Below are 26,782 nucleotides of genomic sequence, written 5' to 3'. Positions count from 1 at the left end.
TAAGGCGGGCCCCTGTGAGGGTCAGGAGGCGGTCGGCGTCCAGTCGCCCAGCCACGCCGCGACCGACTGGCCGGCGGCCTGCGCGTCCGTCAGCTGCGGGCGGTCGCTGGTCGCCGTGCCCGAGCCGGCGCCGGTGTTCTTGTACTCGGCGAAGCGGTCGCTCTTCCACGAGAAGCCGCCCATGTCGGACCAGGGGGTCGACTTGACCGCGGCACTGAGGCTGGAGTTGCGGACGGTGGTCTGCGGCTTGAGGGTCGCGTCGCCGCTCGCGTGCCAGTTGCGGCCGAGAAAGAAGCTGGCGGCGGTCACATCACCGTTGACCGTGGTGTTGTTGATCAGGAAGCCCTTGCGGTTCGCCGGAGTGCTGGGCGCGGTGACGTAGCCGGCCGAACTGCCGTCCCAGCGCTTCTTCAGGGTGATCACCGAGTGGTCGACGACGGCGGTGGCCCGGCCGAAGATGAAGTCGACGTTGCCCACGACGTAGGAGTTGCGGACGTAGACCCGGCCCAGTGCGGCACTGCTCGCGCTGTCCAGCTCCAAGGTGTCCTGGTCACCGGTGATGATCACCGAGTCGAGGAAGACCTTGTCGGCGGCGGTGCGCAGGGCGACGGCCTGCGCGCTGATGTCCTGGTGCGCCTTCTCGTCGAAGTCGTTGGAGACGGTCAGGTTGCGGGCCTGGAAGTCATCCGCCTCAACGGCGACGGTGGCGCTGCCGGTCGTGCCGTACGTCGTGCCGTCGGCCTTCTTCGTACCGGCCGCGTTGTTGTAGACGATCACCGTGTCCTTGCGGCTGCCGCCCGTGCCCTGGATGGTGACGTGCGGCTTGGTGGACGGGACCTTGACGGTCTCGCGGTACGTGCCCGGCTTCACGGAGATCGTCACGCGCGCCGTGTTGTTCGCGGGTACGGCGTCCACGGCGGCCTGCACGGTCTTGTACTGACCGGTGCCGTCGGCGGCCACGGTGAGGGTGGTGCCCGTGGTCGCGGTTGTCGTGCCCGTGGTCGTGGCCGTCGTCGTACCGAGTGAACTCCTCGGCCCAGAGCTCGACTTGAGGAGAGCGGGAACGTCGGCCGCCTTGTCGAGCGTGTAGCTGTAGTAGCTCTTCGGGTCCCAGGACGCGCCCGTGCCACCGCTCTCGTTCTTGCCACTGGTACCGGAGAAGACGTTGCCGCTCTGCTTGAGGGTGGCGGTGCTGTCCCGGACGACGGGGTTGTTCATCCCCGAGAAGTAGCTGTTCTGCAGCACCATGTTGGTGTTGCCGCGCGCGTAGTTGCCGTACGCGGACGTGATGTCCGTGCCCGGCTCGTCCTCCAGGTAGTTGTTGTAGAGGTGCGCGTGGGCGACGTTGTCCGTGGAGGGGTTGCGCTGCTGGGTCTCGCGGATCCAGTTGTGGTGGATCGTGATGTCGGCGGTGGTGTTGTCGGTCCAGCCGATGCCGAACGCCTTGTTCTCGTTGCTCAGCTTGTTGTACGACACCGTCAGGTACGTGGTGTCCTTGCGGCTGTCGATCAGCCCGTCGGCCATGTGCCGGATGTCGTTGTGGTCGATCCACACATGGTGCGCGCCATCCATCTGGATGCCGTCGTAGTCGTGTTCCTTGTCGTTCCAGACGCCCTGGTAGGCGTCCCGGATCGTCAGGTTGCGGATGATCACGTTGTGCACGCCGGACCCGAGGAAGAAGCCGCCGCCGACGATCTGGCCGGCGGTCCCGGACCCGATGATGGTCTTGTTCGACTGGACCTTGATCTCGTTGCCGACCGGATCCATGGTGATGGTCGCGGCGACGACGATGACGTACGGCTCGGTCGCGGTCGCGTACTTCTCCAGATCGGCGAGCGTCTTCACGGTGACGGTCTTGCCGTCCCGGCCGCCGTAAGTCCCGTTCTGGCCGAGGGCGTTGACGGAGGCGAAGCCGTCGGCGGTGGCCGTGGCCCAGGCGGGAGTGGTGGTCGCGGCCGACGCTTTCGGCTGCGCGTCCGCACCGAACATGCCGAACACCCCGCCATAGGCCATGGCTCCGGCGGCGGACAGGGCCAGGGGAACGCCGACGACCAACGCGGTTCTCCGCCGGCGGTGACGAGCGCGGGCCTTGCTGCGGGTCTCACTCACGGGATGCTTCCGATCAGGTGGGCGGTGGCTTGAGTCACCTGCTGGTCGGCGCCGGTGGGGAAAAGGTTGCCGTGACATCGGGAGTCGTGGACGCGGTCAAGGGCGAGGCGGGCGTGCACACGTTCGGGTGGTGCAGGTCAGAAGGCCTGACGTTCGAGGTCGCACCTCCCCATCGTTGATCTTCCGGTCGAATGGACGGCCGGGGCGTGAACGACAGATAGGGAAGAGGCGAGGCGGTTATGGTCGTAGACACGACGCGTCGAAGGAGGGCATCGGCCATGGCTGCTCACGCTGCGGATCCCGATCCGGTCATCCCCCCCATGCCCGAGCGGACGCCGAAGGCGCTGCGCGATGCCATTGCCGAGCATGCCCCCGAGCTCCTCCCCGACTTCGACGCCCACTGGAAGTGGGCGATCGCCGACGCGTACAACCTTGGCCCTGTGCCAGCGTTCATCGCCTTCTGGTGGGGCGAGTATGCCCTTGCCCGTGACCCCAAGCTGGACGCGCATGTGCTGGATCTCGAACACCGAGCCTGCTACGAGTGCACCGACGCCGCCGAAGCCGATGCGCTCCTCGAAGAGGCGGCACAGATTCGCTACCGGGCCCGAGACTTGGAGCCCGGCGAGTGACCGATGGCTTCATGGGGCCGCCTTGGCAGATGGACTGGCGGCTCACTGCTCTTGCTGCCTTCGAGGCACTGCCTGACCACGTTCGCGAGACCGTCCTTGTCGCGCGTGGCGAGTTGGTCAGCGTTAAGGACCCTTATTTCCGAGGTATCGAGACTGATGCCGCCCTTCCCGACGGAATGCAGGTCAGGCCGATCCGCTCCAATAGCCCGAAAGGAGCCCGCGCCCTCTTCTTCGACAACGGAAACGGCTGGCTGAAGTACAGCTTCGTCCGCCGAATCGAAGATCCCCAGATCGTGGTCGAAGAGGTGTTCTGGCAAGAAGCTGAGCCTCTTACACCGCCTCCGGCGGAGGAGTAGCCGCCCCCGGCAGCCGTACCGTAGCCACCGTTCCGCCGCCCTGCGCCGGGCGCAGCGAGATCTCGCCGCCCGCCTGCTGGACCGTACGGGCCACTATCGACAGACCGAGGCCGGAGCCCGGGAGTGCGCGGGCCGACGGGGAGCGCCAGAAGCGGTCGAAGACGTGCGGGAGTTCCTCGCTGGGGATGCCGGGGCCGTGGTCGCGGACGGTCAGTTCCCCGCCCTTGAGTACGACGTCGATGACCCCGCCGTCGGGGCTGAACTTCACCGCGTTGTCCAGGATGTTCACGATCGCCCGCTCCAGGGCCTGCGGCTCCGCCCGGACGAACCAGGGCTGGAGATCCGCCGTGATCGTCAGCTCGGGGCCACGCAGCCGTGCCCTGCGCAGGGCCGCCTCGACGGTGTCCTGAAGGTCCACGACGTCGACGCGGTCGGCCGGCGTCGCCGCGTCCGACCGCGACAGCGTCTGTAGGTCGCCGATCAGCGCCGCCAGTTCCGTCATCTGCGCCGTCACCGAGGAGAGCAGTGCCTTGCGGTCCGCCGGGGGGATCGGGCGGCCGGTTTCCTCGCTGCGGGTGAGGAGTTCGATGTTGGTGCGGAGGGAGGTCAGGGGGGTGCGGAGTTCGTGACCGGCGTCCGCGATGAGCTGCTGCTGGAGCTCGCGGGAGCTGGCGAGGGAGGCGGTCATCGAGTTGAAGGAGCGGGAGAGACGGGCGATCTCGTCCTCGCTGTCCTCCTCGACGGGGATGCGGATGGTGAGGTCCTCGGTGCGGGCCACGTGTTCCACGGCCTCGGTGAGCTTGTCGACCGGGCGGAGACCTGCGCGGGCGATCCAGAGACCTGCGGCGCCGGCGCCGAATACTCCTATTCCGGAGACGAGGAGCAGGACCAGGGCCAAGTCGTTGAGAGTGGACTCGGTGCTCTTGAGCGGCATGCCGATGACAAGGGCATAGCCAGGGACCGTGATCCGATTGCGCGGGTCACCCCTGCTGACCATCAGTGGCATGGTCAGAGCCCGTACGGAGTTTCCCTTGCTGTCGGTTCCACTGCGGGTGGTTCCCCTGTCGGGCGTCGGGTCCTTGGCCACCTCCTTGTCGCTGCCGGTGACCTTCACCAGGCCTACCGAGTCGTCGAAGACGCACGCGGTGCCGTCTGCTTTGACGATTTCGTAGTACATGGTCCTGGCCCGCGGGCCGAAACCGTTAAGCCCCGTCTGACTACTGGGCGTCTGGGTGCAGTTGTTGATGACGTTGGTGGCGGTGTCGGCGTCCACCGGCATCCGCGCCGCCGCCCGCAGGTCGCCGTTGACCTCGTCGTACAGCTTCCCCTGCACGATGAACCAACAAGTAACCGAAACCGCAGCCACCGCGAACGCCACCGCCGCGGCCACCAGCAGCGCGAGCCGGGACCGGATCGGCAGCGACCGGAACTGGCGGAGGACCTTGTTCACTCGGCGCCGCCCGACCGCAGCACGTACCCCACACCCCGGACGGTGTGGACGAGGCGCGGCTCGCCGCCCGCCTCGGTCTTGCGGCGCAGGTACATGACGTAGACGTCCAGGGAATTCGAGGACGGCTCGAAGTCGAAGCCCCAGACCGCCTTCAGGATCTGCTCGCGGGTGAGGACCTGGCGCGGGTGGGCCAGGAACATCTCCAGCAGCGTGAATTCTGTGCGCGTCAGCTCCACCGCGCGTCCGGCCCGCGTGACCTCGCGGGTCGAGAGGTCCATGCGGAGGTCGCCGAAGGTGAGCGCGTCGTCGTCCGGGACGGTGCCCGCGGTCGCCGTGTACGAGCTGCGCCGCAGCAACGCCCGGACGCGGGCGAAGAGTTCGTCGAGCTCGAACGGCTTGACGAGGTAGTCGTCGGCGCCGGCGTCCAGGCCGGTGACGCGGTCGCCGACCGTGTCGCGGGCGGTGAGCATGAGGATCGGCGTCGTGGTGCCCGCGCCGCGCATCCGGCGGGCGGCGGTGAGGCCGTCCATGCGGGGCATCTGGATGTCCAGGACGACCAGGTCGGGCTGGTAGGCCGTCGCCTTCTCCAAGGCGTCCGCGCCGTCGACCGCGACCGCGGTGTCGTATCCCTCGAAGGCGAGGCTGCGCTGGAGTGCTTCGCGCACGGCGGGCTCGTCGTCGACGATCAGAATGCGCTGGGGGTCACGGTCGCCATCGGCGGGGCTCATGGGCTGGAGTTCCTCGGGTGCGCTGGGACGGTGGGTCTGACGCCTTCAGCCTCGCACGTTTGCGGGCGGGGACGGAAAGAAGGCATCAGCCGGGGAAGCGGCGGTTCAGCTCGGCAGCGCGCTGAGCGCGGTGAGCCGGTGCAGCTGGACCTTGCGGCGGTGCGGGTGCGCGGCGGAGATACGCAGGCCCATCAGCTGCGGGACCGCCACCTCGGGCGCCCGGGCCGCCGGGGCGTGCAGTTCGTGTGCCACTTCCAGGGCCAGGGTGAAACCGGCCGGGCCGCTGTCCGCGGTGGTGTGGGAGACGCGCGTGATCATGGGAACCTCCAGGAATCAGCTGTCGGAGCCGCCGGCCCGCAGAGAGGCCAGGTCGGACTTGACGGTGTTGATCGGGATGGCGAAGCCGAGGCCGACGCTGCCCGCGCTGGACGAGCTGGACGAGGAGTCCGAAGCGGCCGAGTACATCGCCGAGTTGATGCCGATGATGTTGCCGTTCATGTCGATCAGCGCGCCGCCGGAGTTGCCCGGGTTGAGGGACGCGTCGGTCTGAAGGGCCTTGTACGTCGTCGTGGACGAGCCGGTGTCGCCGTTGAACTGCTGGCCGCCGAACTCGAACGGCCACTGGCCGCTGCCGCCCTGGCTCTGCTGGTCCTGGCTCTGGCTCTCGTCCGTGGAGACGGTGACGTCACGGTCGAGCGCGGAGACGATACCGCTGGTGACCGTGCCGGTCAGGCCCTCGGGGGAGCCGATCGCCACGACGTCGTCGCCGACCTGGACGCCGTCGGAGTTGCCGAGCGTCGCGGTCTTCAGACCGGACGGCGCGTTCTCCAGCTTGATCAGCGCGAGGTCCTTCTTGCTGTCGGTGCCGACGACCTTCGCGGTGTACGACTTGCCGTTGCTCAGCTGCACCTTGATCGACGAGGCGCCGGAGATGACGTGGTTGTTGGTGATGATCTCGCCGCTGGTCGTGATGATCACGCCCGAGCCGGTGGACGAGCCCGCGTTCGAGGTCGCGTTGATCTCGACGATGCTCGGGCTGACCGCCTGGGCGACCCCGGCGATCGTGCCCTTCTTGGCGGTGGGCACCACGGTCGTGCTGGTGCTGCTCGACGTGGTGTCCTTGCCGGTCAGCTCCTGGATGCCGTACGCGGTACCGCCGCCTATGGCCGCGGCGACGATCGCGACGGCGGCCAGCAGAGCGAGCGGCCCCTTCGCGCGCTTCTTCGGAGCGGCGGCCGGAGCCTCCGTGGCGGGGACCGGCTCGGCCATGAGGACCGCGGTGCTCGCCGCGGCCGGCTCGGGGGCGCCGGGGTAACCCGCGAAGCCACCGCCACCGCCATGACCCTCGCCACCGCTGCCGCTGCCACCCTGACCGGAGCCCGGCCACACGGTGGTACCCGGCTCGACGGCGACCGGTGCGACCGGCTCGTACGCCGGCGGGGGAGGCCACTCGGGGTTCACGGGGGAGGAGGCGTGCTGCTGGGGGTACGCGGGCTGCTGGTTGTCGCCCTGGGGGTACTCGCCGCTGCGGCGGAAGCTCTCGGTCATGGAAAAAGACTGTCCCCCGATCATGAGAGCTCCCTGAGTCCCCGCTGAGAAGCCCGACAGAAGCTCGTATGCCCGATATAAAGACGCTCCGGGCCCGCTCCAGCCCCGCTCCTGCACGGAAAACAGGGGGTTGCGTGGGGGTGATGTCACGGAAGGCGCCCGACGAATACTTGTCTGCCTGCTGTGAAGCCCGTGTGCGGTGGGACGCGTGAGGCCTACGATCGCCGCGCCGGAGGGGGGCTCCGCGGATACGCCTGAATCGATGCAAGCGATCGCTGTCGTCGCTGCCATTGCTGTCGTCGACCAGGCGGCCTGTCTGTGCGTCGTACGCCCTCCCCGGGCCTCATACGACACCACTCGCACCCACCACCCCAGGAGCCCTGAGTGATACGTGCCCTGCGCGGCCGTCTGAGACGCCCCGCCACGGCGTTGCCCGCGGCCGCCCTCGCGCTGGCGCTGACCTGCGCCGGCGCCCTCGCGGCGCAGCCCGCCACGGCGGCCGGCAACCCGGCCGGACTGCCCGACGCGAGCGCCGCCCGGTCCGTGACCCCGGCCCCGGCCGCCTCCGACAAGGAACTGCGCGACCGCGTCATCGAGGCCGCCAAGGCCCAGGCGACCCCCGAGACCCCCAAGAAGACGCCGTTCATCATCGGCGGCAGCGAGACGACGATCTCCTCCGCGCCGTGGATGGTCCAGCTCTCCTACTACGACAGCACGGCGGGCGTCGGCTACTTCTGCGGCGGCACCCTCGTCGCCCCGAACAAGGTCCTGACGGCGGCACACTGCGTCGCGGGCCTGGACTGGGTGAAGAACGGCGCCGTCGTGGCCGGTACCGCCGGTCTGCTGGACGACACGAGCGGCACGGTCGCGGGCGTCCACCGTCAGTGGAACCACCCGCACTACAGCTCCACGACCGTCCAGAACGACATCGCGGTCCTCACCCTGGACCGCCCGCTGGAGCAGCAGTGGACGCGGCTGGTGGCCGCCGGCGACTCCGCGTCGTACGCCTCGGGCAAGACCGCCACCGTCTACGGCTGGGGCCTGACCTCCGGTGCCGAGGGCGCCGACCTGTCGGCCACACTGCGCAAGGTCGACCTGACGGTGCAGTCCGACGCCACCTGCAACTCCGCGATGCAGACGGTCCTCGGTGAGGACGACTTCATCGAGGGCTCGATGTTCTGCGCCGGCACCCCGGCCACCGGTACCGACGAGGGCACCAAGAGCCCCTGCAACGGTGACTCCGGCGGCCCGGTGATCGTCGGCGGCAAGGTCGTCGGCATCGTCTCGTGGGGCGTCTCGGGCTGCACGGCCGCGGGCGCCTACCCGGTCTTCACCAAGGTCGCCTCGTACACCTGGGCGGCCCAGCCGCGCATCGACGACACCGACCTGTCCTTCGACGGCAAGGCCGACATCCTGGCCCGTACGCCCTCCGGCGGCCTCTTCGAGCAGGACAGCAAGGGCACCTCGCTCGCGGCCCGCGCCTTCCAGGGCACCGGCTGGCAGGGCATCAGCTGGGGTCTCCAGGCCGACCTGGACCGGGACTTCTACCAGGACCTGATCGTCCGCGACAAGGGCGACGGCAAGCTGTACCGCAGCTACCTGAACCACTCCTCCGGCGAGTACGAGTGGATGCAGATCAGCTCGGTGTGGGGCGGCTACAAGTCGTACGCCATCCCCGGCGACATGACCGGTGACGCCCGCCCCGACCTCGTCGCGGTGGACGCCGACGGCTCGGTCTACCTCTACCCGGGCAAGGGCACCGGCCAGTTCTACGGTCGCGTCAAGGTCGTCGACAGGGCCTGGAAGAACGTGAAGATCTTCGGCCACGGCGACCTGTCCGGCGACGGCCGCGCCGACCTCCTCGTCCGCAACAGCTCCGGCGTGCTCTACCTCTACCGGGGCACGCAGGTCGAGAAGACCCCGTTCGCGACGCGGATCCAGGCCCGCACGGGCTGGAACTTCACGTCGTACGTCTCCAACGGCGACGTCACGGGCGACGCCATCGCCGACATCATCACCCGCGACTCCGCAGGCAAGCTCTGGCTCTACCCCGGCACCAACAAGGCGTCCAGCAGCCTCTTCGCCTCACGCAAGAGCCTGGGAACGGGCTTCAACCAGTACAACTTGTTGTTCTAGGCCGTTTTAAAAATGCCCTGGCCCTGCAACCGTGCGGGGCCAGGGCGCCCCTTCAGGGGCGCGGGGAACTGCGCGACCAGCCACATCCGGCCCGCAGACACCCGACTACTCGCAGCCGCAGGACCGTCGTACAACCAACCGCGACGGAAACAGCTTCAACCGCTCCCGCCGAGACCCAGCAACCCGCAGCCCATCATCAAGCACAAGATCAACCGCAGCCCGAGCCATCGCCGACCGGTCCGATGCAATCGTTGTCAAAGGCGGGTCCGTCAGCGCCGCTTCCTTGACGTCGTCGAAGCCGGCGACCGCCAGCTCCCCCGGAACGTCAATGCGAAGCTCCCGCGCGGCCCGCAAAATGCCGATCGCCTGGTCATCCGTGGAACAGAAGATCGCCGGCGGCCGATCAGGCCCGGCCAGCAGCCCCAGGCCGACCTGATACGCGTCGTACCGGTTGTAAGGAGCCTCGAAGAGGCGCCCCTCCGTGGAGATCCCAGCCTCCTGCATCGCCCGGCGCCAGCCCTCGACGTGGTCCGAGACGGGGTCACCGACCGCGGGCGTCTCGGCCGTACCGCCGAGACAGGCCACGTACTCGTACCCGTGCTCAAGAAGGTGCCGCGTCGCGAGCTGGCCGCCGCCGATGTCGTCCGTGACGACGGCGACGTCGTCGATGGCCTCGGGGCGCTCGTGCAGCAGCACCACGCGGGCGTCCCACGCGTCGATCTCGGCGGCCGCGTGGTCGTTCAGCGCGTGGCTGACGAGGATCAGTCCGGAGACCCGCATGCCGAGGAAGGCCCGCAGATAGTGGACCTCGCGCTCGGCGACGTAGTCGGAGTTGCCGACGAGCACCATTTTTCCGCGCTCGGCGGCGGCCTGCTCGACCGCGTGCGCCATCTCCCCGAAGAAGGGCTGGCGTGCGTCCGGCACGATCAGGCCTATGAGCTCGGTCCTCCGCGATGCCATGGCCTGGGCGACCCGGTCGGGCCGGTACCCCAGTTCCTTGATCGCGGCGAGAACGCGCTCGCGCGTGGCCGGGGCAACCGGCCTCGGTCCGTTGTTGATGACATAGCTGACGACGGCGGTCGAAGTACCCGCCAGCCGCGCTACATCATCCCTAGTCACCTTGGCCACGCGCGGAGTCTACGCGGATGGACCTACCTCTGGGCAGGGCGTACGGCGGCTTCCTGTGCCCCCGCTGTGATCTCGTCGTCGGCCGTGGCGTCGAGGTGCGCCGTCTCGTCCGCATCATCCGGCTTTGGCTGGGCCGCCTTGGCCTTCGCCTCGTCCGCCGCGCGGTCCACCTTCTCAGGAGTAACGAATCGATAACCGACGTTCCGGACGGTTCCGATGAGCGACTCGTGCTCGGGTCCGAGCTTCGCGCGCAGCCGTCGTACGTGCACGTCGACCGTCCGCGTACCACCGAAGTAGTCGTAGCCCCAGACCTCCTGGAGCAGCTGGGCGCGGGTGAAGACGCGGCCCGGGTGCTGCGCGAGGTACTTCAGGAGCTCGAACTCCTTGAAGGTCAGGTCGAGGACCCGGCCCTTGAGCTTCGCGCTGTACGTCGCCTCGTCCACGGAGAGGTCGCCGTTGCGGATCTCCATGGGGGAGTCGTCGTTGACGATCTGCTGCCGGCCCATGGCCAGTCGCAGGCGCGCCTCGACCTCCGCCGGGCCGGCGGTGTCGAGCAGCACGTCGTCGATGCCCCAGTCGGCGGTGACGGCCGCGAGGCCGCCCTCCGTCACGACGAGGATCAGTGGGCAGCCGGGTCCCGTGGAGCGCAGCAGCTGGCACAGGCTGCGCACCTGGGGGAGATCACGGCGTCCGTCGATCAGGATGACGTCGGCACCGGGGGTGTCGACGAGAGCGGGTCCTTCCGCCGGGGCCACTCGCACGTTGTGCAGGAGCAGGCCGAGAGCGGGAAGCACCTCCGTCGACGGCTGAAGGGCATTGGTAAGGAGCAGCAGAGAACTCATCGCGCCCCACCTGCCTGGGTCGTCCTACGTTCGTGCACGGTTCGCTCGCCCATAACGTCTGGTTCCTCCTCGGTCCCTGCGAGGACGTTTGCGGCACTGCTTTTGTACGTGCGGCTCCCGCGCCCCTGGGATCCGCCATGCGATCGACGGCCCGTACACCTGCGGTTTCCCGCTTCGTATACAACGCTTCCGAAAGCACAAAAGGACCCGGGGGCTACGCTGCCCGAGTCCTCTGCCCAGCAGAATAGCCCACATGAGCTCAGGTCCGGCAGGTCAAGTGGCGCGATCTTTCAATAGTCCACACCTTGAGACAACGTCGCGCACCTCTTTGCGGAGGTTTCTGCGCACGGTCGACGGGGTGACGATCGATGCGGCGTACGACCCCGGAACGGGGCCTTCTGGTGACCTGGCGTTCATCGTCGCGCACGGGTTCACGGGCGAACTGGACCGCCCGCATGTGCGCCGCGCGGCGGGTGTCCTGGCGCGGAATGCGGCGGTGGTCACGTTCTCCTTCCGTGGTCACGGGGGATCCGGCGGCCGCTCCACGGTCGGCGACCGCGAGGTGCACGATCTCGCGGCGGCCGTGGCCTGGGCCCGCGAACTGGGGCACACCCGGATCGTCACCGTCGGCTTCTCCATGGGCGGCTCGGTGGTGCTGCGGCACGCCGCGCTGTACGGCGGCTCGGCGGGGGAGCGCGACGGGGAGCGGGATCAGGAGCACGAGGGGCGCACGGATGCGCGAACGGACGCGGTGGTTTCGGTGAGCGCACCGGCTCGCTGGTACTACCGGGGCACAGCCCCTATGCGGCGGGTGCACTGGCTGGTAACCCGCCCGGAGGGCCGGTTCGTGGGCCGGGTCGGCCTGCGCACCCGTATCCACCACCGTGACTGGGACCCGGTTCCGGACTCCCCGGTCGAGTGCGTTCCCCGTATCGCGCCCACCCCGCTCCTCATCGTCCACGGCGACCAGGACGGCTACTTCCCCGTCGACCACCCGCGGATGCTGGCCGAGGCGTCCGACGGCCACGCGGAACTCTGGCTGGAGCACGGCATGGGCCACGCCGAGAACGCCGCCGACGACGAACTGCTCGCCCGTATCGGGGACTGGGCCGTCGCACACGCGGGCTAGCCTGACCCTGACGGTGTTCACAGAAACCGCAGACTTTCGGATCCAGTGGATCTGCTGGATGCAGTAGATCCAGATCGCTGATTGAGGAACGAGATGGCAAAGGGCACGGTGCGTTACTGGGCCGCCGCCAAGGCCGCGGCAGGCGTCCCCGAGGAGCCGTACGACGCGAGCACGCTCGCCGAGGCACTCGACGCGGCCCGCGAGCGACACCCCGGCGAACTCGTCCGCGTCCTGCGGCGATGCTCGTTCCTCATCGACGGTGACCCCGTGGGGACCCGCGGGCATGAGACGGTACGGCTGGCCGAGGGCGGCACGGTCGAGGTGCTCCCGCCGTTCGCAGGAGGGTGAGCGAGACGATGAGCAACCAGCCGTACGAGCCTCCGTACGAGGGGTACGACCCCTATCAGCAGGCTCAGCAACAGCAGTCGCAACAACAACAACAGCAGCCCGCCCAGCAGCCCGAGTGGCAGCAGTACACCCAGCAGTGGGAGGGGCAGACCTGGGAGACCCAGGCGCAGGCGCCCGTGTCCGCCGCGGACACGGCGTATCTGCCTCCGCAGGGGTACCCGGGGCATCAGGGACACCAGGGCTACGCGGAGCCGCAGGCGTACGGCGTCACGGCCCAGCCGCTCCCGCAGGAGGCCGGGGTCCAGGCCGGGGCCCAGGCCGCCGGGGTCCAGGGGTGGGACTACCCGCAGCAGCCGCAGGCTCAGCAGCCGGAAGCCGTCGCGGCGACCGTCCCCGACGGAACCCCTGACTCCGCCGACTCCACTGGCTACGGCCCGCCCACCGTCACCGGCAACCCTCGCGTGACCGACGCCCAGCGCGCCCGCGCCGAGGGCCGGTCGCCGATCATCGAGCCCGGGATGCAGCCCGCCGCGCTCACCGCGGTGCTCGGGCTGCTGCTGTCCGGTACGGCGGCGATCGGGGAGTACGCGCTCGTCGTACCCCTCGTACTGCTCCAGGCCGTCACCGCGGCGGGATGGTTCCGGCTGAACGGGATGTGGCCCGCCCGGCAGGGCATCGCGCTGGCGTTCCTGGGCGCGGTGACCGCGGACGTCGCGCTGCTCGTGACCGGCCGGGAGAACGCGCCCGCCGCGATCCTCGGCACCCTCGGCGTGTGGGTCCTGCTCACCCTCGTCCTGCAACTGCGCAGTCACGCCGACCCGGACACCCGGATGTACGGCCTGATGGCGACCGTCGCCTCGGCGGCGCTGGCGATCATTGCGGCCGGGCACCTCGCGGCGGAGCCGGACGCCGTCACGGTGGGCGCGGCCGCGGTCGCGGTGGCCGTCCTGGCCCGCGCGCTGCCGCTGCCCACGGCGGCCTCCGTGGCGGTCGCGCTGCTGGCCGCCACGGGCGCCGGTATCGCGGTCGGCGGGATGACGGACCTGGGCACGCAGGGCGCCTTCCTCGGCCTCGGCGCGGGCGTCTGCGCGCTGATCGGCCACCGGGTCGCCAGTTACGACTACCCGTCCCGTTTCGTCCACTTCACGGCGGGCGTGGCCCTGCCGCTGGCGGCGGCGGCCCCGGCGGTGTACCTGCTGGGCCGCGCGCTGGGCTAGGAGTCGCACTTCAGTCGCTCTCCGGCCGCTCTCCGACGTCTCTCCGATCGTCACAGCTGATCGACAACTGCCCCGAAGGGCCCCCGAACCGGGGGCCGTTCGGGGTTAGGCTCGCTCGACGGCCACTCGGTCGTCGAGACGGGGCCGGCCTAGGTGGGGGAAACACCGAGCATGCGCGCACTGCGAATAATCCTGATCCTTGTCGTCGTTCTCGGCGGCCTGTTCGTGATCGCGGACCGGGTGGCGGTCGGGTTCGCGGAGGACAAGGCGGCGGACAAGATCAAGACCACCGAGGGCCTGGCCAGCACCCCCGACGTGTCCATCGAGGGCTTCCCCTTCCTCACCCAGGTCGTCGGCGGCGAGCTCGACGACGTCAAGATCGGCATCAAGGACTACGAGGCGTCGACGGGCGGCACGAACGCCGCCGCCGGCACGATCCGCATCGACGACCTCAACGCCGAGATGCACGGCGTGGCCTTCAACAGCGACTACAGCTCGGCCACCGCCAACAGCGCCACCGGCACCGCCTCCATCACCTACGCCGAGCTCCTCAAGGCCGCCAAGGCCGAGCCCACGCAGGTCGCCTCCGGTGTCACCGCCCAGGTCATCGGCCTCTCCGACGGCGGCAACGGCAAGATCAAGGTCACGGTCGAGGCGACCGTCCTCGGCACCAAGCTGCCCCAGCCGGTGTCGGTGCTCAGCTCCGTCAGCGTCAAGGGCGACACCGTGAAGGTGCACGCGGACTCCCTGCCCAAGCTGGGCGTCGAGCTCGCCGAGGGCCGGATCCGCGCGATCACCGACTTCTCGCAGAAGATCGACGAACTCCCCGGCGGCATCCAGCTCGACAAGGTCGAGGCGGCGAAGAGCGGCGTGGACATCTCGGTGAAGGGTTCGGACGTCAAGCTGGTCGGGTAGGAGGGCGTACCGAGGGCCCGCTCGTCCCCGCCAGCCGGCCGGGCGCTGTCCGAAGAGCGAGACGAGCCCGTCCGTACAGCAGATCAGCTGTCGATGTGATGACGGATACAGGGCCCCGGAATCCCGGCGGACAGGGCCCTGCCCCCCTCCTCGTCCCACATTGCGGACGATCGTGTCTCAAAATATGACACACCGGTGACATGGCTGCCTGTGCGTCCCTACGATCGGACGCATGAAGCGACAGGCGGATCTCACGAAGCGGCGGGCAGTAGACCTGTGCCGCGTCGCCGCCATGCTCTGTCGCACCTTCTGAGCGGAAGCGTTCGTCCTTCCGCGAGCCGGGCCCTTCGACCTCTCTTGTCGGGGCCACCCCCGCGCCGTACCGCCGCCTCAGGCGTGCCGCGCACCCCTCTCCAACGCACCACCCCGCCGCAACTGCCCCGGAGGAGAACGAGCATGAGCCGCAGCGACGTCCTGGTAGACGCCGACTGGGTCCAGGACCACCTGGACGACCCGAGCGTGGCCATCGTCGAGGTCGACGAGGACACGGCCGCGTACGAGAAGAACCACATCAAGAACGCGATCCGGATCGACTGGACCAAGGACCTCCAGGACCCGGTCCGCCGTGACTTCATCGACCAGGAGGGCTTCGAGAAGCTCCTGTCGTCGAAGGGCATCGGCAACGACACCCTCGTCGTCCTCTACGGCGGCAACAACAACTGGTTCGCGTCCTACGCCTACTGGTACTTCAAGCTCTACGGCCACGAGAACGTGAAGCTTCTCGACGGCGGCCGCAAGAAGTGGGAGCTCGACTCCCGCGACCTGGTCGCCGAGGTCCCCAACCGCGCCTCGACCGACTACAAGGCCAAGGCCCAGAACACCTCGATCCGCGCCTTCCGTGACGACGTCGTCGCCGCGATCGGTTCGCAGAACCTGGTCGACGTCCGCTCGCCCGACGAGTTCAGCGGCAAGCTGCTCGCGCCGGCCCACCTGCCGCAGGAGCAGTCGCAGCGTCCGGGCCACGTCCCGTCCGCGCGCAACATCCCGTGGTCGAAGAACGCCAACGACGACGGCACCTTCAAGTCGGACGACGAGCTCAAGGAGCTCTACGCCGACGAGCAGGTCGACCTCGCCAAGGACACGATCGCGTACTGCCGCATCGGTGAGCGTTCCGCGCTCACCTGGTTCGTGCTGCACGAGCTGCTCGGTGTGCAGAACGTCAAGAACTACGACGGCTCCTGGACCGAGTACGGCTCCCTCGTCGGCGTGCCGATCGAGCTCGGCGCCAACAAGTAACCCGGCTAAGCAACCCTCAAGGCCTGAAGGAACGGAATCGAAATATGTGTGGAGCGAAGGCCGGCGGCCCCGACGCCTCGACGATCAAGCCCGGTGAGACCACGATCCAGGGCCAGGTGACCCGCGACGGCGAGCCGGTGACGGGCTACGTCCGTCTCCTGGACTCGACCGGCGAGTTCACCGCCGAGGTCCCGACCTCGGCCACCGGACAGTTCCGCTTCTACGCGGCCGAGGGCACGTGGACCGTACGGGCCCTGGTGCCCGGCGGCACCGCCGACCGCACGGTCGTCGCCCAGACGGGCGGCCTCGCCGAGGTCGCGATCGCCGTCTGAAACACCGGCCGCCGTCCCTGACGGCAGTCACCTGAACGGCCGAAGGGCCGCACCCCCGGGGGTTGGACGCTTACCGGATCGGGGTGCGGTCCTTCGGCTGTTCCGGCCGCTCACCGGACTGCTCCCACCCCTGCGCCGGACGGCCTTCCCAGGCCTACGCTGGACGTATGTACGCGCGACGGCGGCATGTGTACTTCGCCATGATGGGGACGTGCATCACACTCTTCGTCCTGGCCTGGGGAGTGGTGCGGCTGTGGTCGATGCCCGTGGCCGTGGGGATGTGTGTGGTGGCGATGGTGATTCCACCGCTGGCCGCGATGGTGGCCAACCGGCGGGGGCCCGAGGATCGCTGGTGGGACGACCCGTCCGGTGATCCCAAGTCCGACGAGTGGTGGGACGAGCTGGACGGGAAGAAGCGGCGGCCGTAGCAGGCGGCGGAAGGACGTTCATGTCGCGTACGAGACTGTCCACCGTGGTGTTCGACGCTCCGGACGCCCATGAACTGGCCGACTTCTACATGCGGTTGCTCGGGTATGTGCTGCGCGCCGAGGAGCCGGACTGGGTGCTCATCGGCCCGCCGTTCGAAGGCACCGCGCTCGCCTTCGAGACCGAGCCGCTCTACACGCCGCCCGTGTGGCCCGCAGGGCCCGGCGACCAGCGGATGATGCTGCACCTCGACATCGAGGTCGACGACCTGGCCGAGGAGACGGCCCGTGCCCTCGCCGAGGGGGCGAAGCTCGCCGACCATCAGCCCCAGGAGGACGTACGGGTCTTCTTCGACCCGGCGGGGCACCCCTTCTGCCTCTGGGTGCACACCCGTCAATCGCGGCGGAAGCGCCGGACGCCGCATACCCCTGAGACGCCGTAGACGCCTCAGTAGACCAGCGCCTGCGTCCCGTCCGCCATCGCCTCCTGCACGAACACCTGCGCCCCCGCGATGCGTACGCCCTTGATGACGTCCTTCTCCGTGATCTCGCGGCGGGCCGCGCACTGCGTGCACAGGGTGATGGACCCGGCCGCCAGGACCGAGTCGATCAGGTCGGGCAGCGGTGCCGCGTGCGGAAGCTCGAACTCGGCGGCGCGGCCCGGCAGCGCGAACCACGAGGACTCGCCGGTCAGCCAGAGGGAGACCTCGACACCACTGGCCACGGCCACCGCCGCGACGGTGAACGCCTGCGAGCAGCGCTCCGGGGCATCGGCCCCCGCCGTCACCTTGATCACGAGCTTCTTCGCCATGCCCGAATGGTAGTCCGAATCGTAATCAACTCCCGTGCAACCCCATGCAGTGGCCATGGGTCTCCTGTGCGCGCGGATACGGAATCCTCGCTTCACGTTCTGTGGGGGGACGTCTTGGAAGTAACTGAAGGCCCCGAAGTGCCTGAAAGACCTGTCGTGCCTGAAACACCTGTCGTGCCTGAAGATGTACCGGTTGTTGATTCTGGTACGACTTCCGGTGAACTCGACCCGGCCGCGCCGCGCGCCCGCCGACGCGGCCGTACGACCCTGTTGATCGCCACCGCCGCCGTGCTCGGGCTCGTCGCCGGTACCTGCGCCGGATATCTGGTCCAGGCCGACCGCGAGCCCACCAAACTGCCGTCGCTGTCCCAGCCGGTGGTCGCACAGGCCAAGGGCGCGGGCCCCGAGCGGCTGTCCGCCGCCCAGGACTACCGGGTGAAGACGGACGGCGACCTGCGCAAGCTGCTGATCAAGCGGCCGAAGGGAGCGCAGGACGCCGACTGGCTGGGCGACGACAACTGGATGGACATCGCCGAGTACGCGGAGGAGTTCACCAAGCCGGCGGGCGCGTTCAGCAATCTGGTCGGCGACGAGTTCCGGCGCGCGGCCACCACCGGCTGGAGCGTGGGCGACACGTACACCGTTGACATCCGGCTCGTTCAGTACCGCCAGGAGGAGAAGCTCGCCGCCTCCGACGCGGCCGAGAACGGCCACTACTGGGCCAACGCGAAGGGAAACACGCACAGCTGGGTCATCCCCGGCACGAGCGACGGCAGGGCATACGTCCACTCCACGCCCAAGACGGAGGCCGGCTACCTGCCGATGTACCAGGCTCAGGCGCAGGCATGGCGCGGTGACATCGCCATGGAGATTTGGGTGTACGACACGAAGCCGATCTCCAAGTCGAAGATCATGGACCTGGCCAAGCGGCAGATGGAGCGGCTGTGACCGAGCAACCGACAACCCCGGAGCCGCTGGAGCCCGTGGAGCCCGTGGACGCTGTGCACTCCGTGCCGGAGGCCGTGACGCCCGCACCGGAGTCCGCGACGCCCGCCCCGGAGCCCGCGCCCGCCAAGAAGCCCGTACGCCGTGGCCGTATCGCCGCCATCGCCGGCTCGGTCCTGCTCGTCGGAGCTGTCATCGGAGGCAGCGCCTACACCGTCGTGACCGTCCAGGACGCCGACCGTGACGCGGGTGCGCCGGTCTGGAAGTTCCCGAAGGCCTCGAAGAAGGACGCCAAGGCGGCGAAGGCGGCCTCGGGGCTCGCCGCCATGCTTGTGCCGTACGAGACGGACGGCTGGAGCCGGGGTCCGGACATCGCGGAGTTCGGCTCGGACGCCGTGCTCAGCGGGGGCGAGGCCACCGCGCTGCGCAAGGAGTCGATCAGGGGTCTGCCCCGCACCCAGCGGCGGCGGATCGAGAAGCAGATCGACAAGCAGCACACCAAGGGCATGGTGATGCGCAGCTACCTGAGCACGTCGAACGCGACCGACTCCACGCTCTACGCCGACAGCGCCTTCACCGTGAGCATCGAGCTGATGCAGATGGAGGACAAGACGGCGATCAAGAACATGTCGACGTTCCAGAACGAGCTCTTCGACGCCCTCGACGTCTTCCGCGCGGGGCCGAAGATCGCGGGCCACAAGAACGCCAAGTGCTTCCTGCCGCCCAAGGACAAGACAGAGAAGCTCGACATGATGGTCTGCTCCGCCTACGAGGGCGACGTGCTGGTCAGCGTCACCGCCGAGGCGGCCAAGCCACTGAACACCAAGGGGGTCGCGTCGCTCCTGCGTGAGCAGCTCGACCGCATCGTCGAGCCGGGGGAGGCGGTATGACCGAGCAGACGGAACAGACGACACCGGTCGAGCAGGCCGAGCACACCGAGGACATCGAGCAGGTCGAGCAGGCCGAGCAGGCGCCCCCGGCCGAGCCGCAGGCCGCCGTCCCGCCGGTGCCCGAGGCGCCGCCCGCGGTCGCCGACCCCCTGGCACCGCCGGTGACGGTCGATCCCCTGGCACCCCTGGCACCCCCGGCACCCCGGGTGAAGAAGGACCGCCGAGTCCTGCGCGCCGTTCTGCGCTGGACCGCCGCCGTGGTGGTCTTCGGCGCGGTCGGTACGTCGGCCGCGTACGGCATCACGCGGATGGAGCGCACCGACGTACCCGGTCTGGCGACGGAGGCGGACGGGCGCTGGGACTACCCGACGATCAGCAAGCCGCCGCTGCCGTCCGGCAGCCCGGCGCCGTTCGCCGACGCCAACAAGGCCGGCGCCCACTACGCCGACCTGCGCAAGCTGGTCCTCCCCGCCCCGAAGGGCGCGAAGGCCGACGCGGCGCTGCGCGGCGCGGACGGCTGGCTGGCGAAGAAGACCTTCCTGGCGCAGTTCGCCGAGAAGTCGGACCGGGAGACCGTCGACCAGCTGCTGACCGACTACGGCGTGCGGCACATCGCCGCCCGCGGCTGGACCACGCAGGACGGTACCCACACGCGGATCTACCTGCTCCAGTTCAACACCGCGGCCGTGGCGGACGAGGTGATCACCACCAAGCTCGCGAACTACGACTCACCGCAGTACGCGGTGCGCGGCGCCGCCCTGACCGAGCGGGACGAGAAGTTCCCGGAGCGCGCGGCGGTCGACGAGATCACCCGGTTCGCGTACACGGAGAGCAAGCCGTACGGCGCCGAGCAGGTCCGTCAGGCGTATCTGTCGGCCGGGGACACCCTTGCCCTGATCGTCCAGTCCCGGAAGGGCACCGCGCAGGCGGTTCCGTTCCAGCAGACGGTGATCCTGCAGAGCCAGCTGCTCGGCTGAGCTCGCTGAGCCGTCAGGGTGTACCTGACAGAGAGCGCCGGGCCCCAGCCGCGTAAGCTGGGGCCCGGCTCTTGTGTACCGCCTCTACCGCACCCGCTCATCCGAGGAGCACCCCGTGGAGATCTTCTTCGAAACCCTGCTGGTCCTGGTCTGCGTCGGCGTTCTCGCCTTCGCCGGGCTGACCGTGAAGAAGCTGTACCAGGGCCAGCGCTGACCCCCATCGAGGAATTGCCGAGTTCATGATCGAGATCCCGTCCGACCTCCACAAGGACCTGGTCCCCCTCGTCTTCCTGCTCGGCAACTGGGCCGGCGCGGGCGTCCACGACTTCCCCGGCTCCGAGAAGTGCAACTTCGGGCAGGAGGTCACGTTCTCGCACGACGGCCGTGACTTCCTGGAGTACCACTCCCGCACCTGGGTGCTGGACAACGACGGGAACAAGGTCCGCCCGCTGGAGACCGAGTCCGGCTTCTGGCGCATCGACGCCGACCGCAAGGTCGAGGTCACGATGGTCCGCGACGACGGCGTCGTCGAGATCTGGTACGGCGAGCTGGCCAAGCAGAAGCCGCAGATCGACCTGGTCACGGACGCGGTCGCCCGTACGGCCGCCTCCGGCCCCTACACCGGCGGCAAGCGCCTGTACGGCTACGTCAAGAGCGACCTCATGTGGGTCGGCGAGAAGCAGACCCCCGAGGTCGAGCTGCGCCCCTACATGTCGGCGCACCTGAAGAAGGTCGTCACCCCGGAGGACGTCGAGCGCTGGGCGAAGGCCCTGCCGGACGACATGCCGGACGACGGGATCGCTTTCTTCAAGTAGGCCTAGACTTCCAGTGTGGTGAGCACCGACTGGAAGAGCGACCTGAGGCAGCGCGGCTACCGGCTGACGCCGCAGCGCCAGCTTGTCCTCGAAGCCGTGGACACCCTGGAGCACGCGACCCCCGACGACATCCTCATCGAAGTGAGGAAGACGGCGTCGGGGGTCAACATTTCCACGGTCTACCGGACCCTGGAGCTCCTGGAGGAGCTGGACCTGGTCAGCCATGCCCATCTGGGGCACGGCGCGCCGACGTACCACCTGGCCGACCGGCACCACCACATCCACCTCGTCTGCCGCGACTGCACGAACGTCATCGAGGCCGATGTCTCGGTCGCCGCCGAGTTCACCGCGAAGCTCCGCGACACGTTCGGCTTCGAGACGGACATGAAGCACTTCGCGATCTTCGGCCGCTGCAAGGACTGCGCGGCGAAGAAGTAGCGCCGGCGAGAAATAAATACGGCGGCTGCTCGGTCGTAGGCTGTGTGGATATGAAGAGCCCCCTGCTGTCCCTGCCCGGAGCCGTTCCCGCCGAGGGTGTGGACGAAGCCGTCGCCGCGCACTACGGCGACCTGTTCCGCGAGCAGCGTTCCCTCGCCGACGGCACCGGCTTCGTGGACCTCTCGCACCGCGCTGTCGTCACCGTCACCGGCGAGGACCGGCTCAGCTGGCTGCACCTGCTGCTCACCCAGCACGTCACGGACCTCCCGGCGGGCCGCGCCACCGAGGCCCTGATCCTCTCCGCGCACGGCCACATCGAGCACGCGCTGTACCTCGTCGACGACGGCGAGACGGTGTGGATGCACGCGGAACCCGGCACCCAGGAGGCGCTGATCGCCTACCTGGAGTCGATGAAGTTCTTCTACCGGGTCGAAGTCGCCGACCGGACCGCCGACTTCGCGGTCGTGCACCTCCCGGCCGGTTCCATCGCCGAGGTCCCGCAGGGCGTCGTCGTACGCGAGACGCCGTACGGCCGTGATCTCTTCCTTCCGCGTGCGGACCTGGAGTCGTACGCGGCGGACACCGAGAAGCACGGCCCGGCGGTGGGGCTCCTCGCGTACGAGGCCCTGCGCGTCGAGAACCACCAGCCGCGCCTCGGCTTCGAGACCGACCACCGCACCATCCCGCACGAGCTGGGCTGGATCGGCAGCGCGGTGCACCTCCAGAAGGGCTGCTACCGCGGCCAGGAGACCGTCGCTCGCGTGCAGAACCTGGGCAAGCCCCCGCGCCGTCTGGTCTTCCTGCACCTCGACGGCAGCGAGGTGCATCTGCCGCCGCACGGCACCGAACTCCACCTCGCGGCCGACGGCCCGGACGGCCGCAAGATCGGCTTCATCACGACGTCCGTACGCCATCACGAGCTGGGCCCGATCGCGCTGGCACTGGTGAAGCGGAACGTACCCGTGGACGCGCCGCTGGTGGCCGACACGACGGCGGCGGCGCAGGAAGTCGTCGTAGAGCCGTAGGTTGCCCCGGTTGCCCTAGGTGTATTGCCCTGGCCCTGGGGCTCACATCTCCAGAAGCACGGTGAACGGGCCGTCGTTCGTCAGCGAGACGCGCATCTGCGCGCCGAAGCGGCCCGTCGCCACCGTCGCGCCCAGGGCGCGGAGTTGGGCGACGACCTCGTCGACGAGGGGCTCGGCCACATCGCCGGGGGCGGCGGCGTTCCAGGTGGGGCGGCGGCCCTTGCGGGCGTCGCCGTACAGGGTGAACTGGCTGATGACGAGCAGCGGGGCGTCGATGTCGGAGCAGGACTTCTCGTCGGCCAGCATGCGGACCGACCAGAGTTTGCGGGCCAGTTGGGCCGCTTTCTCCTTGGTGTCCTCGTGCGTGACCCCGACGAGGACGCACAGCCCCTCGCCGTCGATCTCGCCGACCGTCTCGCCGTCCACGACGACGCTCGCGCCGTCCACTCTCTGCACCACCGCACGCATGCGGACCATCATGCCGTGCGGTCCCTTCGCGTGATTTCCAGGGGTCACCAACCCCCCATCTGGGGCCGATCGGGGGCACTCGGTCACATAGCGACCACTCGGGGTGGCACGATGCGGTGTGTTGCGGTGCATCCGTGGGGTGGACCGCGCCGGTCGAGGGGACGGTAGAGGCACATGAGCACACCGAGTACTGGGCAGCCGCCTGGAGCCGTGTCACTGACCCGTACGAGCCCACGGGCGGAACGGATGGAACGGACGGGAGGGACGGGAGGGGTGACCGCCCGGCCGCCCGTGCAGCGCACCGACAGCAGCCCGCTGTCCGCCGACCCGGCCCCGCACGACCTCGCCGTGCTCCGGCTGCCCGAGCTGCGGACACTGCGCCGGGACGCCCAGCGGGACGAGGCCGACCTCAGCTATGTGCGGCGGCTGCTCCAGGGGCGTATCGACATCCTGCGGGCCGAGCTGGCGCGCCGCGGGAAGCGGCGGGCGCCCTCCCCGGCATCGGGCCGGCTGTCGGTCGTCGGGCCCGGGGAGCCGTCGGTCGTCGAACGGCTCTCGGAGATCCTGACGGACGCACCCGCCCGGCACCGTTCGTCCGCCCGCCATGTGACAGTGGGCACACCGCACGGCGAGGAGTACCGGGCGCTGGCCGCGGACATGCTCGCCGAGGTCGAGCTGTCCGACCTGGACGCCCGTACGGACGAGGAGCTGGGCGCCGGGATGGGACGGCTCGTCCGGTACGAGCAGCAGGTCTCCCGGCGGCGCCAGCAGCTCCAGCGCACGGCCGACGATTGCAGCGCCGAGATCGCCCGCAGGTACCGTGAAGGCGAAGCACAAGTAGACGACCTGCTCATGTGACGCGGCGGCCCCGGCGATCCCGGGGCTGCACGGCGGGCATGGCGACCACCAGGGCCAGGTCCTGGGTCAGGCTCAGGCTCAGGGGCCGGGTTTCGGTTCCGGGTTCAGGGTTCCCGTTCCGGTTCCGGGTTCCGGTTCCGGGATACACCCCGGCCGGCCGGGCGACCACCCACCTGGTTCCGCGGGCGTGGGGGCGTGGTCCGGGACAGCCCGGGCCGGCGCCGCCTGAGCGGGTCCCGTTCCGGAAGGCCACCGCCGATGTCCGCCGCACCCGCAGACCCCTCCATACCCGAGGTATCCGCACCCGACGTTTCCGCCGCGCGTGCCGTATCCACCCCCGCGCAGCCGGTGCAGCCCGTGCCGCCCGTCCTCGCCGAGGTCGTACGGTCCGGCTTCGTCGAGGGGCGTCATCGCGGGAGCCTGGTGCTGCTGGCCGCGGACGGGTCGGTCGAGCTGGCGCTCGGGTCGGTGACGGCGCCGGTGTTCCCGCGCTCGTCGAACAAGCCGATGCAGGCGGCGGGTGTGCTGCGCGCGGGGCTCGACCTGGCGGGGGAGCGCCTGGCCCTCGCCGCCGCGAGCCACTCCGGGGAGATCTTCCACCGTGATCTGGTCCAGAAGATGCTTGCCGAGCACGGGCTGACGGCCGCGCAGTTGCAGTGCCCGCCGGATCTGCCGCTGGACCCCGCCGAGGCCGAGGCGTATCTCGCCGGGGGCGCCGTCCGTGACCGGGTCACCATGAACTGCTCCGGCAAACACGCGGCGATGCTCGCGGTGTGCGCGCTGCGGGGCTGGCCGACGGAGTCGTACCTCGACCCCGGGCACCCCCTCCAGCAGTTGATCCACTCCGTGGTCGAGGAGGCTGCCGGGGAGCCTGTCGCCGCGGTCGGTACGGACGGCTGCGGGGCGCCCCTGATGGCCATCACCCTCACCGGGCTCGCCCGGGCCTTCCGCTCCTTCGTCCTCGCCGCGCCCGGCTCCGCCGAACGCCGTGTCGCCGACGCGATGCGGGCCCATCCCGAGTACGTCGCCGGTACGCGTCGCCCTGACACCTGGCTCATGCGCGAGGTTCCGGGTGCGCTGTCCAAGATGGGCGCGGAGGCCGTCCAGGCGGTCGCCCTTCCCGACGGCCGTGCCCTCGCCTTCAAGATCGACGACGGTGGGGGGCGGGCGCTGGGGCCTGTCCTCGCCCGTGCGCTGGGTTTGTTGGGTGTGTCGGCGCCGGTGGTGTCTCGGATCGGGCGGGCGCCGCTGGTGGGTGGGGGCCGGGAGGTGGGGGAGATCCGGGTGGCGTTCTGAGGGGTTTCCTCGCCCCCGCCGCCCCTACCCGTCCCATCCCTGGGGGCTGCGCCCCCAGACCCCCTAAAAGATTGCGCAGTTCCCCGCGCCCCTTTTAGGGGCGCGGGGAACTGCGCGAGCAACCCCCACCGGCCCGCAGCCGATGAACCGGCCTACGGGGTCCGGGGCGGAGCCCCGGAAGGATGGGACGGGTAGGGGCGGCGGGGGCGAGAATCCCCGCGACACCCCGCCGTCGTACACCTAGCGTGGCTTCATGACCCCTCCCGCCCCCATCGACGTACGACCGATCACCACCGCCGACACCCGAGAGTGGATCCGCGCGCTGAACACGGGGTTCCTGCGCCCGCCGACGGTGTCGGACAGCGAAGTCGAGGACCGGGGCTCATACATCGACCCCGCACGGACACTGGGCGCCTTCGACGGCCCCCGCTGCGTCGCCACGTTCCGATCGTTCCCGCAGGAACTCACCACCGTGGGCGGCACCCCCGTCCCCGCCGACGCGATCTCGAACGTCACCGTCACCCCCACCCACCGCCGCCGCGGCCTCCTCACCCGCATGATGACGGCCGACCTCGCGGCGGCGAAGGAGCGGGGCGACGTCGTGGCGACACTGATCGCCGCCGAGTACCCGATCTACGGGCGGTACGGCTTCGGTCCCGCCACCACCACCGCGGAGTGGACGATCGACGTACCCCGAGCCGGTCTCGACCCCCGCTGGTCGGGCCCGGCGGACGGCGGCCGTATCGACCTGGTGGACGGCGAGGACGTCCGGAAGGCGGGCCCCGAGCTGCACGAACGGTTCCGGCGGAGCCGGCCGGGGGCGATCGACCGCGACGAGCGCTGGTGGCAGGTCAGCACCGGGGTGCTGCGCCTGGACCGCGCGCCGTGGAGGGATCCCTTCTTCGCGGTGTACCGCTCGGCCACCGGCGAGGTCGAGGGCCTGGTCTCGTACGAGTCGGACGACAACTGGGGCGACGCCAACCAGCCGCTGAACACGGCGAGCGTGAACTGGCTGATCGCGGTGACGCCGGCGGCCGAGCGGGCCCTGTGGCAGTACCTCTGCTCGATCGACTGGATCGTCGCGGTCAAGACCGGCCGGCGGGCCCCGGACGACCTGCTGCCGCGCTTCCTGCCCGATCCGCGCGCCGCCCGCATCACCACGCAGTCGGACTGGCTGTGGGTGCGGATCCTGGATGTCGTACGGGCTCTGGAGGCGCGTACGTACGAGGGTTCGGGCGGCAGCCTGGTCCTGGAGGTGACGGACCGGGACGGGCTGTCGGCCGGGCGCTACCGGCTGGAGGCGGGACCGGAGGGCGCGTCCTGTGCGCCGACCACTCGGGCCGCGGAACTCGTCCTGGATGTGGGCGAGTTGGCTGCGCTGTGGCTGGGCGACGAGTCGGCGGTGCGGCTCGCCGCGCTGGGCCGGGTGCGGGAAGAACGAGCGGGCGCCGCCTCCATTGCCGACGCCCTGCTCCGCACGTCCAGGCGACCGTGGTGCCCGGACAAATTCTGATCTCGTGATCTCGTGATCTCGGCTGGGTGGGACTCCTTCCGTGCGGGCGATGACTGATGACTGTTGATCCGTTGATCCGTAGCGATTCAGTTGTAGTGATGCGGTGTCGCATTCAGTTGTGGCTGCGCATTCAGTTGTGGCTGTGCTGTGCGGTGTTA

30 protein-coding genes are annotated in these 26,782 nt (G+C 69.6%); 21 read left to right on the top strand and 9 right to left on the bottom strand.

From position 1 onward, the window contains the following. Window positions 1-21 precede the first annotated feature (21 nt). Window positions 22-2,109 carry a pectinesterase family protein gene (locus OG975_RS22400; protein WP_406331119.1) on the bottom strand — a complete coding sequence of 696 codons (2,088 nt, stop codon included), beginning with the start codon at window positions 2,107-2,109 and terminating at the stop codon, window positions 22-24. 278 nt (window positions 2,110-2,387) lie between these two features. Here OG975_RS22400 and OG975_RS22395 point away from each other — a divergent pair, with 278 nt between their 5' ends. Next, entirely contained in the window at window positions 2,388-2,738 is a 351-nt protein-coding gene (locus OG975_RS22395) for a DUF6247 family protein (protein ID WP_406331118.1), read from the top strand. Further along, a complete protein-coding gene (locus tag OG975_RS22390; protein ID WP_406331117.1) occupies window positions 2,735-3,094 on the top strand; it encodes a hypothetical protein in 360 nt (119 codons plus the stop codon). The genes OG975_RS22395 and OG975_RS22390 overlap by 4 nt, the downstream gene beginning before the upstream one ends. On the opposite strand, the gene OG975_RS22385 is transcribed toward OG975_RS22390, so the two are convergent. The 4 genes from OG975_RS22385 to OG975_RS22370 all read right to left on the bottom strand — a co-directional run bounded on the left by OG975_RS22385 (window position 3,069) and on the right by OG975_RS22370 (window position 6,820). After that, the gene (locus OG975_RS22385; RefSeq protein WP_406331116.1) at window positions 3,069-4,544 is read right to left on the bottom strand and encodes a sensor histidine kinase; all 1,476 of its coding nucleotides are present in this window, start codon (window positions 4,542-4,544) and stop codon (window positions 3,069-3,071) included. The genes OG975_RS22390 and OG975_RS22385 overlap by 26 nt on opposite strands. Next, the gene (locus OG975_RS22380; protein ID WP_330305565.1) at window positions 4,541-5,272 is read right to left on the bottom strand and encodes a response regulator transcription factor; all 732 of its coding nucleotides are present in this window, start codon (window positions 5,270-5,272) and stop codon (window positions 4,541-4,543) included. Before OG975_RS22380 ends, OG975_RS22385 begins: the two co-directional genes overlap by 4 nt. Window positions 5,273-5,377: 105 nt before the next feature. Next, window positions 5,378-5,590: a hypothetical protein gene (locus tag OG975_RS22375; protein ID WP_406331115.1), complete on the bottom strand. Its 213-nt coding sequence runs from the start codon at window positions 5,588-5,590 to the stop codon at window positions 5,378-5,380. Between the two features lie 15 nt (window positions 5,591-5,605). Further along, window positions 5,606-6,820, bottom strand: a complete 1,215-nt coding sequence (locus OG975_RS22370; protein ID WP_406331113.1) for a S1C family serine protease — start codon at window positions 6,818-6,820, stop codon at window positions 5,606-5,608. 384 nt (window positions 6,821-7,204) lie between these two features. Between OG975_RS22370 and OG975_RS22365 the strand changes: the two genes are divergently transcribed. Then, the gene (locus OG975_RS22365) at window positions 7,205-8,956 is read left to right on the top strand and encodes a trypsin-like serine protease (RefSeq protein WP_406331111.1); all 1,752 of its coding nucleotides are present in this window, start codon (window positions 7,205-7,207) and stop codon (window positions 8,954-8,956) included. Window positions 8,957-9,061: 105 nt separating this feature from the next. On the opposite strand, the gene OG975_RS22360 is transcribed toward OG975_RS22365, so the two are convergent. Both OG975_RS22360 and OG975_RS22355 read right to left on the bottom strand, forming a co-directional pair. Further along, window positions 9,062-10,084: a LacI family DNA-binding transcriptional regulator gene (locus OG975_RS22360; RefSeq protein ID WP_406331109.1), complete on the bottom strand. Its 1,023-nt coding sequence runs from the start codon at window positions 10,082-10,084 to the stop codon at window positions 9,062-9,064. A 23-nt stretch (window positions 10,085-10,107) separates the two neighbouring features. After that, window positions 10,108-10,926 (bottom strand): response regulator transcription factor, encoded by an 819-nt coding sequence (locus OG975_RS22355; protein ID WP_330305560.1) that lies wholly within the window; start codon window positions 10,924-10,926, stop codon window positions 10,108-10,110. 253 nt (window positions 10,927-11,179) lie between these two features. On the opposite strand from OG975_RS22355, the gene OG975_RS22350 reads away from it, so the two are divergent. From OG975_RS22350 to OG975_RS22310, 9 genes are all read left to right on the top strand, one after another. Further along, window positions 11,180-12,055, top strand: coding sequence for an alpha/beta hydrolase family protein (locus OG975_RS22350; RefSeq protein ID WP_406331108.1), 876 nt, complete (start codon window positions 11,180-11,182; stop codon window positions 12,053-12,055). A 93-nt stretch (window positions 12,056-12,148) separates the two neighbouring features. Continuing rightward, on the top strand, window positions 12,149-12,403 hold the full coding sequence (locus tag OG975_RS22345) for a MoaD/ThiS family protein (protein WP_330305558.1): 255 nt from the start codon (window positions 12,149-12,151) through the stop codon (window positions 12,401-12,403). Between the two features lie 8 nt (window positions 12,404-12,411). Then, complete coding sequence (locus OG975_RS22340; RefSeq protein ID WP_406331106.1) at window positions 12,412-13,620, top strand: hypothetical protein; 1,209 nt, start codon at window positions 12,412-12,414, stop codon at window positions 13,618-13,620. Window positions 13,621-13,791: 171 nt separating this feature from the next. Beyond that, window positions 13,792-14,535 carry a DUF2993 domain-containing protein gene (locus tag OG975_RS22335; RefSeq protein WP_406331104.1) on the top strand — a complete coding sequence of 248 codons (744 nt, stop codon included), beginning with the start codon at window positions 13,792-13,794 and terminating at the stop codon, window positions 14,533-14,535. A 232-nt stretch (window positions 14,536-14,767) separates the two neighbouring features. Beyond that, window positions 14,768-14,848, top strand: coding sequence for a putative leader peptide (locus tag OG975_RS22330; protein ID WP_350310325.1), 81 nt, complete (start codon window positions 14,768-14,770; stop codon window positions 14,846-14,848). Between the two features lie 143 nt (window positions 14,849-14,991). Then, entirely contained in the window at window positions 14,992-15,831 is an 840-nt protein-coding gene (locus OG975_RS22325; RefSeq protein ID WP_406331102.1) for a sulfurtransferase, read from the top strand. 44 nt (window positions 15,832-15,875) lie between these two features. Continuing rightward, entirely contained in the window at window positions 15,876-16,163 is a 288-nt protein-coding gene (locus OG975_RS22320; RefSeq protein WP_054232391.1) for a DUF1416 domain-containing protein, read from the top strand. A 167-nt stretch (window positions 16,164-16,330) separates the two neighbouring features. Further along, window positions 16,331-16,591, top strand: coding sequence for a DUF3099 domain-containing protein (locus OG975_RS22315; protein WP_406331100.1), 261 nt, complete (start codon window positions 16,331-16,333; stop codon window positions 16,589-16,591). A gap of 20 nt (window positions 16,592-16,611) precedes the next feature. Then, window positions 16,612-17,031, top strand: a complete 420-nt coding sequence (locus tag OG975_RS22310; RefSeq protein WP_406331098.1) for a VOC family protein — start codon at window positions 16,612-16,614, stop codon at window positions 17,029-17,031. A 5-nt stretch (window positions 17,032-17,036) separates the two neighbouring features. Here the strand turns inward: OG975_RS22310 and OG975_RS22305 are convergent, their stop codons facing one another. Then, window positions 17,037-17,399: a DsrE family protein gene (locus tag OG975_RS22305; protein WP_406331096.1), complete on the bottom strand. Its 363-nt coding sequence runs from the start codon at window positions 17,397-17,399 to the stop codon at window positions 17,037-17,039. A gap of 174 nt (window positions 17,400-17,573) precedes the next feature. Between OG975_RS22305 and OG975_RS22300 the strand changes: the two genes are divergently transcribed. The 6 genes from OG975_RS22300 (at window position 17,574) to OG975_RS22275 (ending at window position 22,489) form a co-directional block, all read left to right on the top strand. Continuing rightward, window positions 17,574-18,347 carry a hypothetical protein gene (locus OG975_RS22300; RefSeq protein WP_406331095.1) on the top strand — a complete coding sequence of 258 codons (774 nt, stop codon included), beginning with the start codon at window positions 17,574-17,576 and terminating at the stop codon, window positions 18,345-18,347. Further along, window positions 18,344-19,234 carry a hypothetical protein gene (locus OG975_RS22295; RefSeq protein ID WP_406331094.1) on the top strand — a complete coding sequence of 297 codons (891 nt, stop codon included), beginning with the start codon at window positions 18,344-18,346 and terminating at the stop codon, window positions 19,232-19,234. Before OG975_RS22300 ends, OG975_RS22295 begins: the two co-directional genes overlap by 4 nt. After that, window positions 19,231-20,211 carry a hypothetical protein gene (locus OG975_RS22290; RefSeq protein ID WP_406331093.1) on the top strand — a complete coding sequence of 327 codons (981 nt, stop codon included), beginning with the start codon at window positions 19,231-19,233 and terminating at the stop codon, window positions 20,209-20,211. Before OG975_RS22295 ends, OG975_RS22290 begins: the two co-directional genes overlap by 4 nt. A 239-nt stretch (window positions 20,212-20,450) precedes the next feature. After that, window positions 20,451-21,026 (top strand): FABP family protein, encoded by a 576-nt coding sequence (locus OG975_RS22285; RefSeq protein WP_406331092.1) that lies wholly within the window; start codon window positions 20,451-20,453, stop codon window positions 21,024-21,026. Between the two features lie 15 nt (window positions 21,027-21,041). After that, window positions 21,042-21,464: a Fur family transcriptional regulator gene (locus OG975_RS22280; protein WP_330305548.1), complete on the top strand. Its 423-nt coding sequence runs from the start codon at window positions 21,042-21,044 to the stop codon at window positions 21,462-21,464. A gap of 50 nt (window positions 21,465-21,514) precedes the next feature. Next, entirely contained in the window at window positions 21,515-22,489 is a 975-nt protein-coding gene (locus tag OG975_RS22275; RefSeq protein WP_406331091.1) for a YgfZ/GcvT domain-containing protein, read from the top strand. A 42-nt stretch (window positions 22,490-22,531) separates the two neighbouring features. Here the strand turns inward: OG975_RS22275 and dtd are convergent, their stop codons facing one another. Then, window positions 22,532-22,957 carry a D-aminoacyl-tRNA deacylase gene (dtd, locus tag OG975_RS22270; protein ID WP_327429801.1) on the bottom strand — a complete coding sequence of 142 codons (426 nt, stop codon included), beginning with the start codon at window positions 22,955-22,957 and terminating at the stop codon, window positions 22,532-22,534. 174 nt (window positions 22,958-23,131) lie between these two features. Between dtd and OG975_RS22265 the strand changes: the two genes are divergently transcribed. The 3 genes from OG975_RS22265 (at window position 23,132) to OG975_RS22255 (ending at window position 26,624) form a co-directional block, all read left to right on the top strand. Beyond that, a complete protein-coding gene (locus OG975_RS22265; RefSeq protein WP_406331090.1) occupies window positions 23,132-23,815 on the top strand; it encodes a hypothetical protein in 684 nt (227 codons plus the stop codon). Window positions 23,816-24,073: 258 nt separating this feature from the next. Beyond that, entirely contained in the window at window positions 24,074-25,111 is a 1,038-nt protein-coding gene (locus tag OG975_RS22260) for an asparaginase (RefSeq protein WP_406331089.1), read from the top strand. Between the two features lie 253 nt (window positions 25,112-25,364). Next, window positions 25,365-26,624, top strand: a complete 1,260-nt coding sequence (locus OG975_RS22255) for a GNAT family N-acetyltransferase (RefSeq protein WP_406331087.1) — start codon at window positions 25,365-25,367, stop codon at window positions 26,622-26,624. Window positions 26,625-26,782: the final 158 nt, after the last annotated feature.

The sequence above is a fragment of the Streptomyces sp. NBC_00203 genome (genome assembly GCF_045206325.1).
In the GTDB taxonomy this organism is placed as follows: Bacteria; Actinomycetota; Actinomycetes; order Streptomycetales; family Streptomycetaceae; genus Streptomyces; species Streptomyces lutosisoli.
This window is presented reverse-complemented; position numbering and strand designations above follow the sequence as displayed.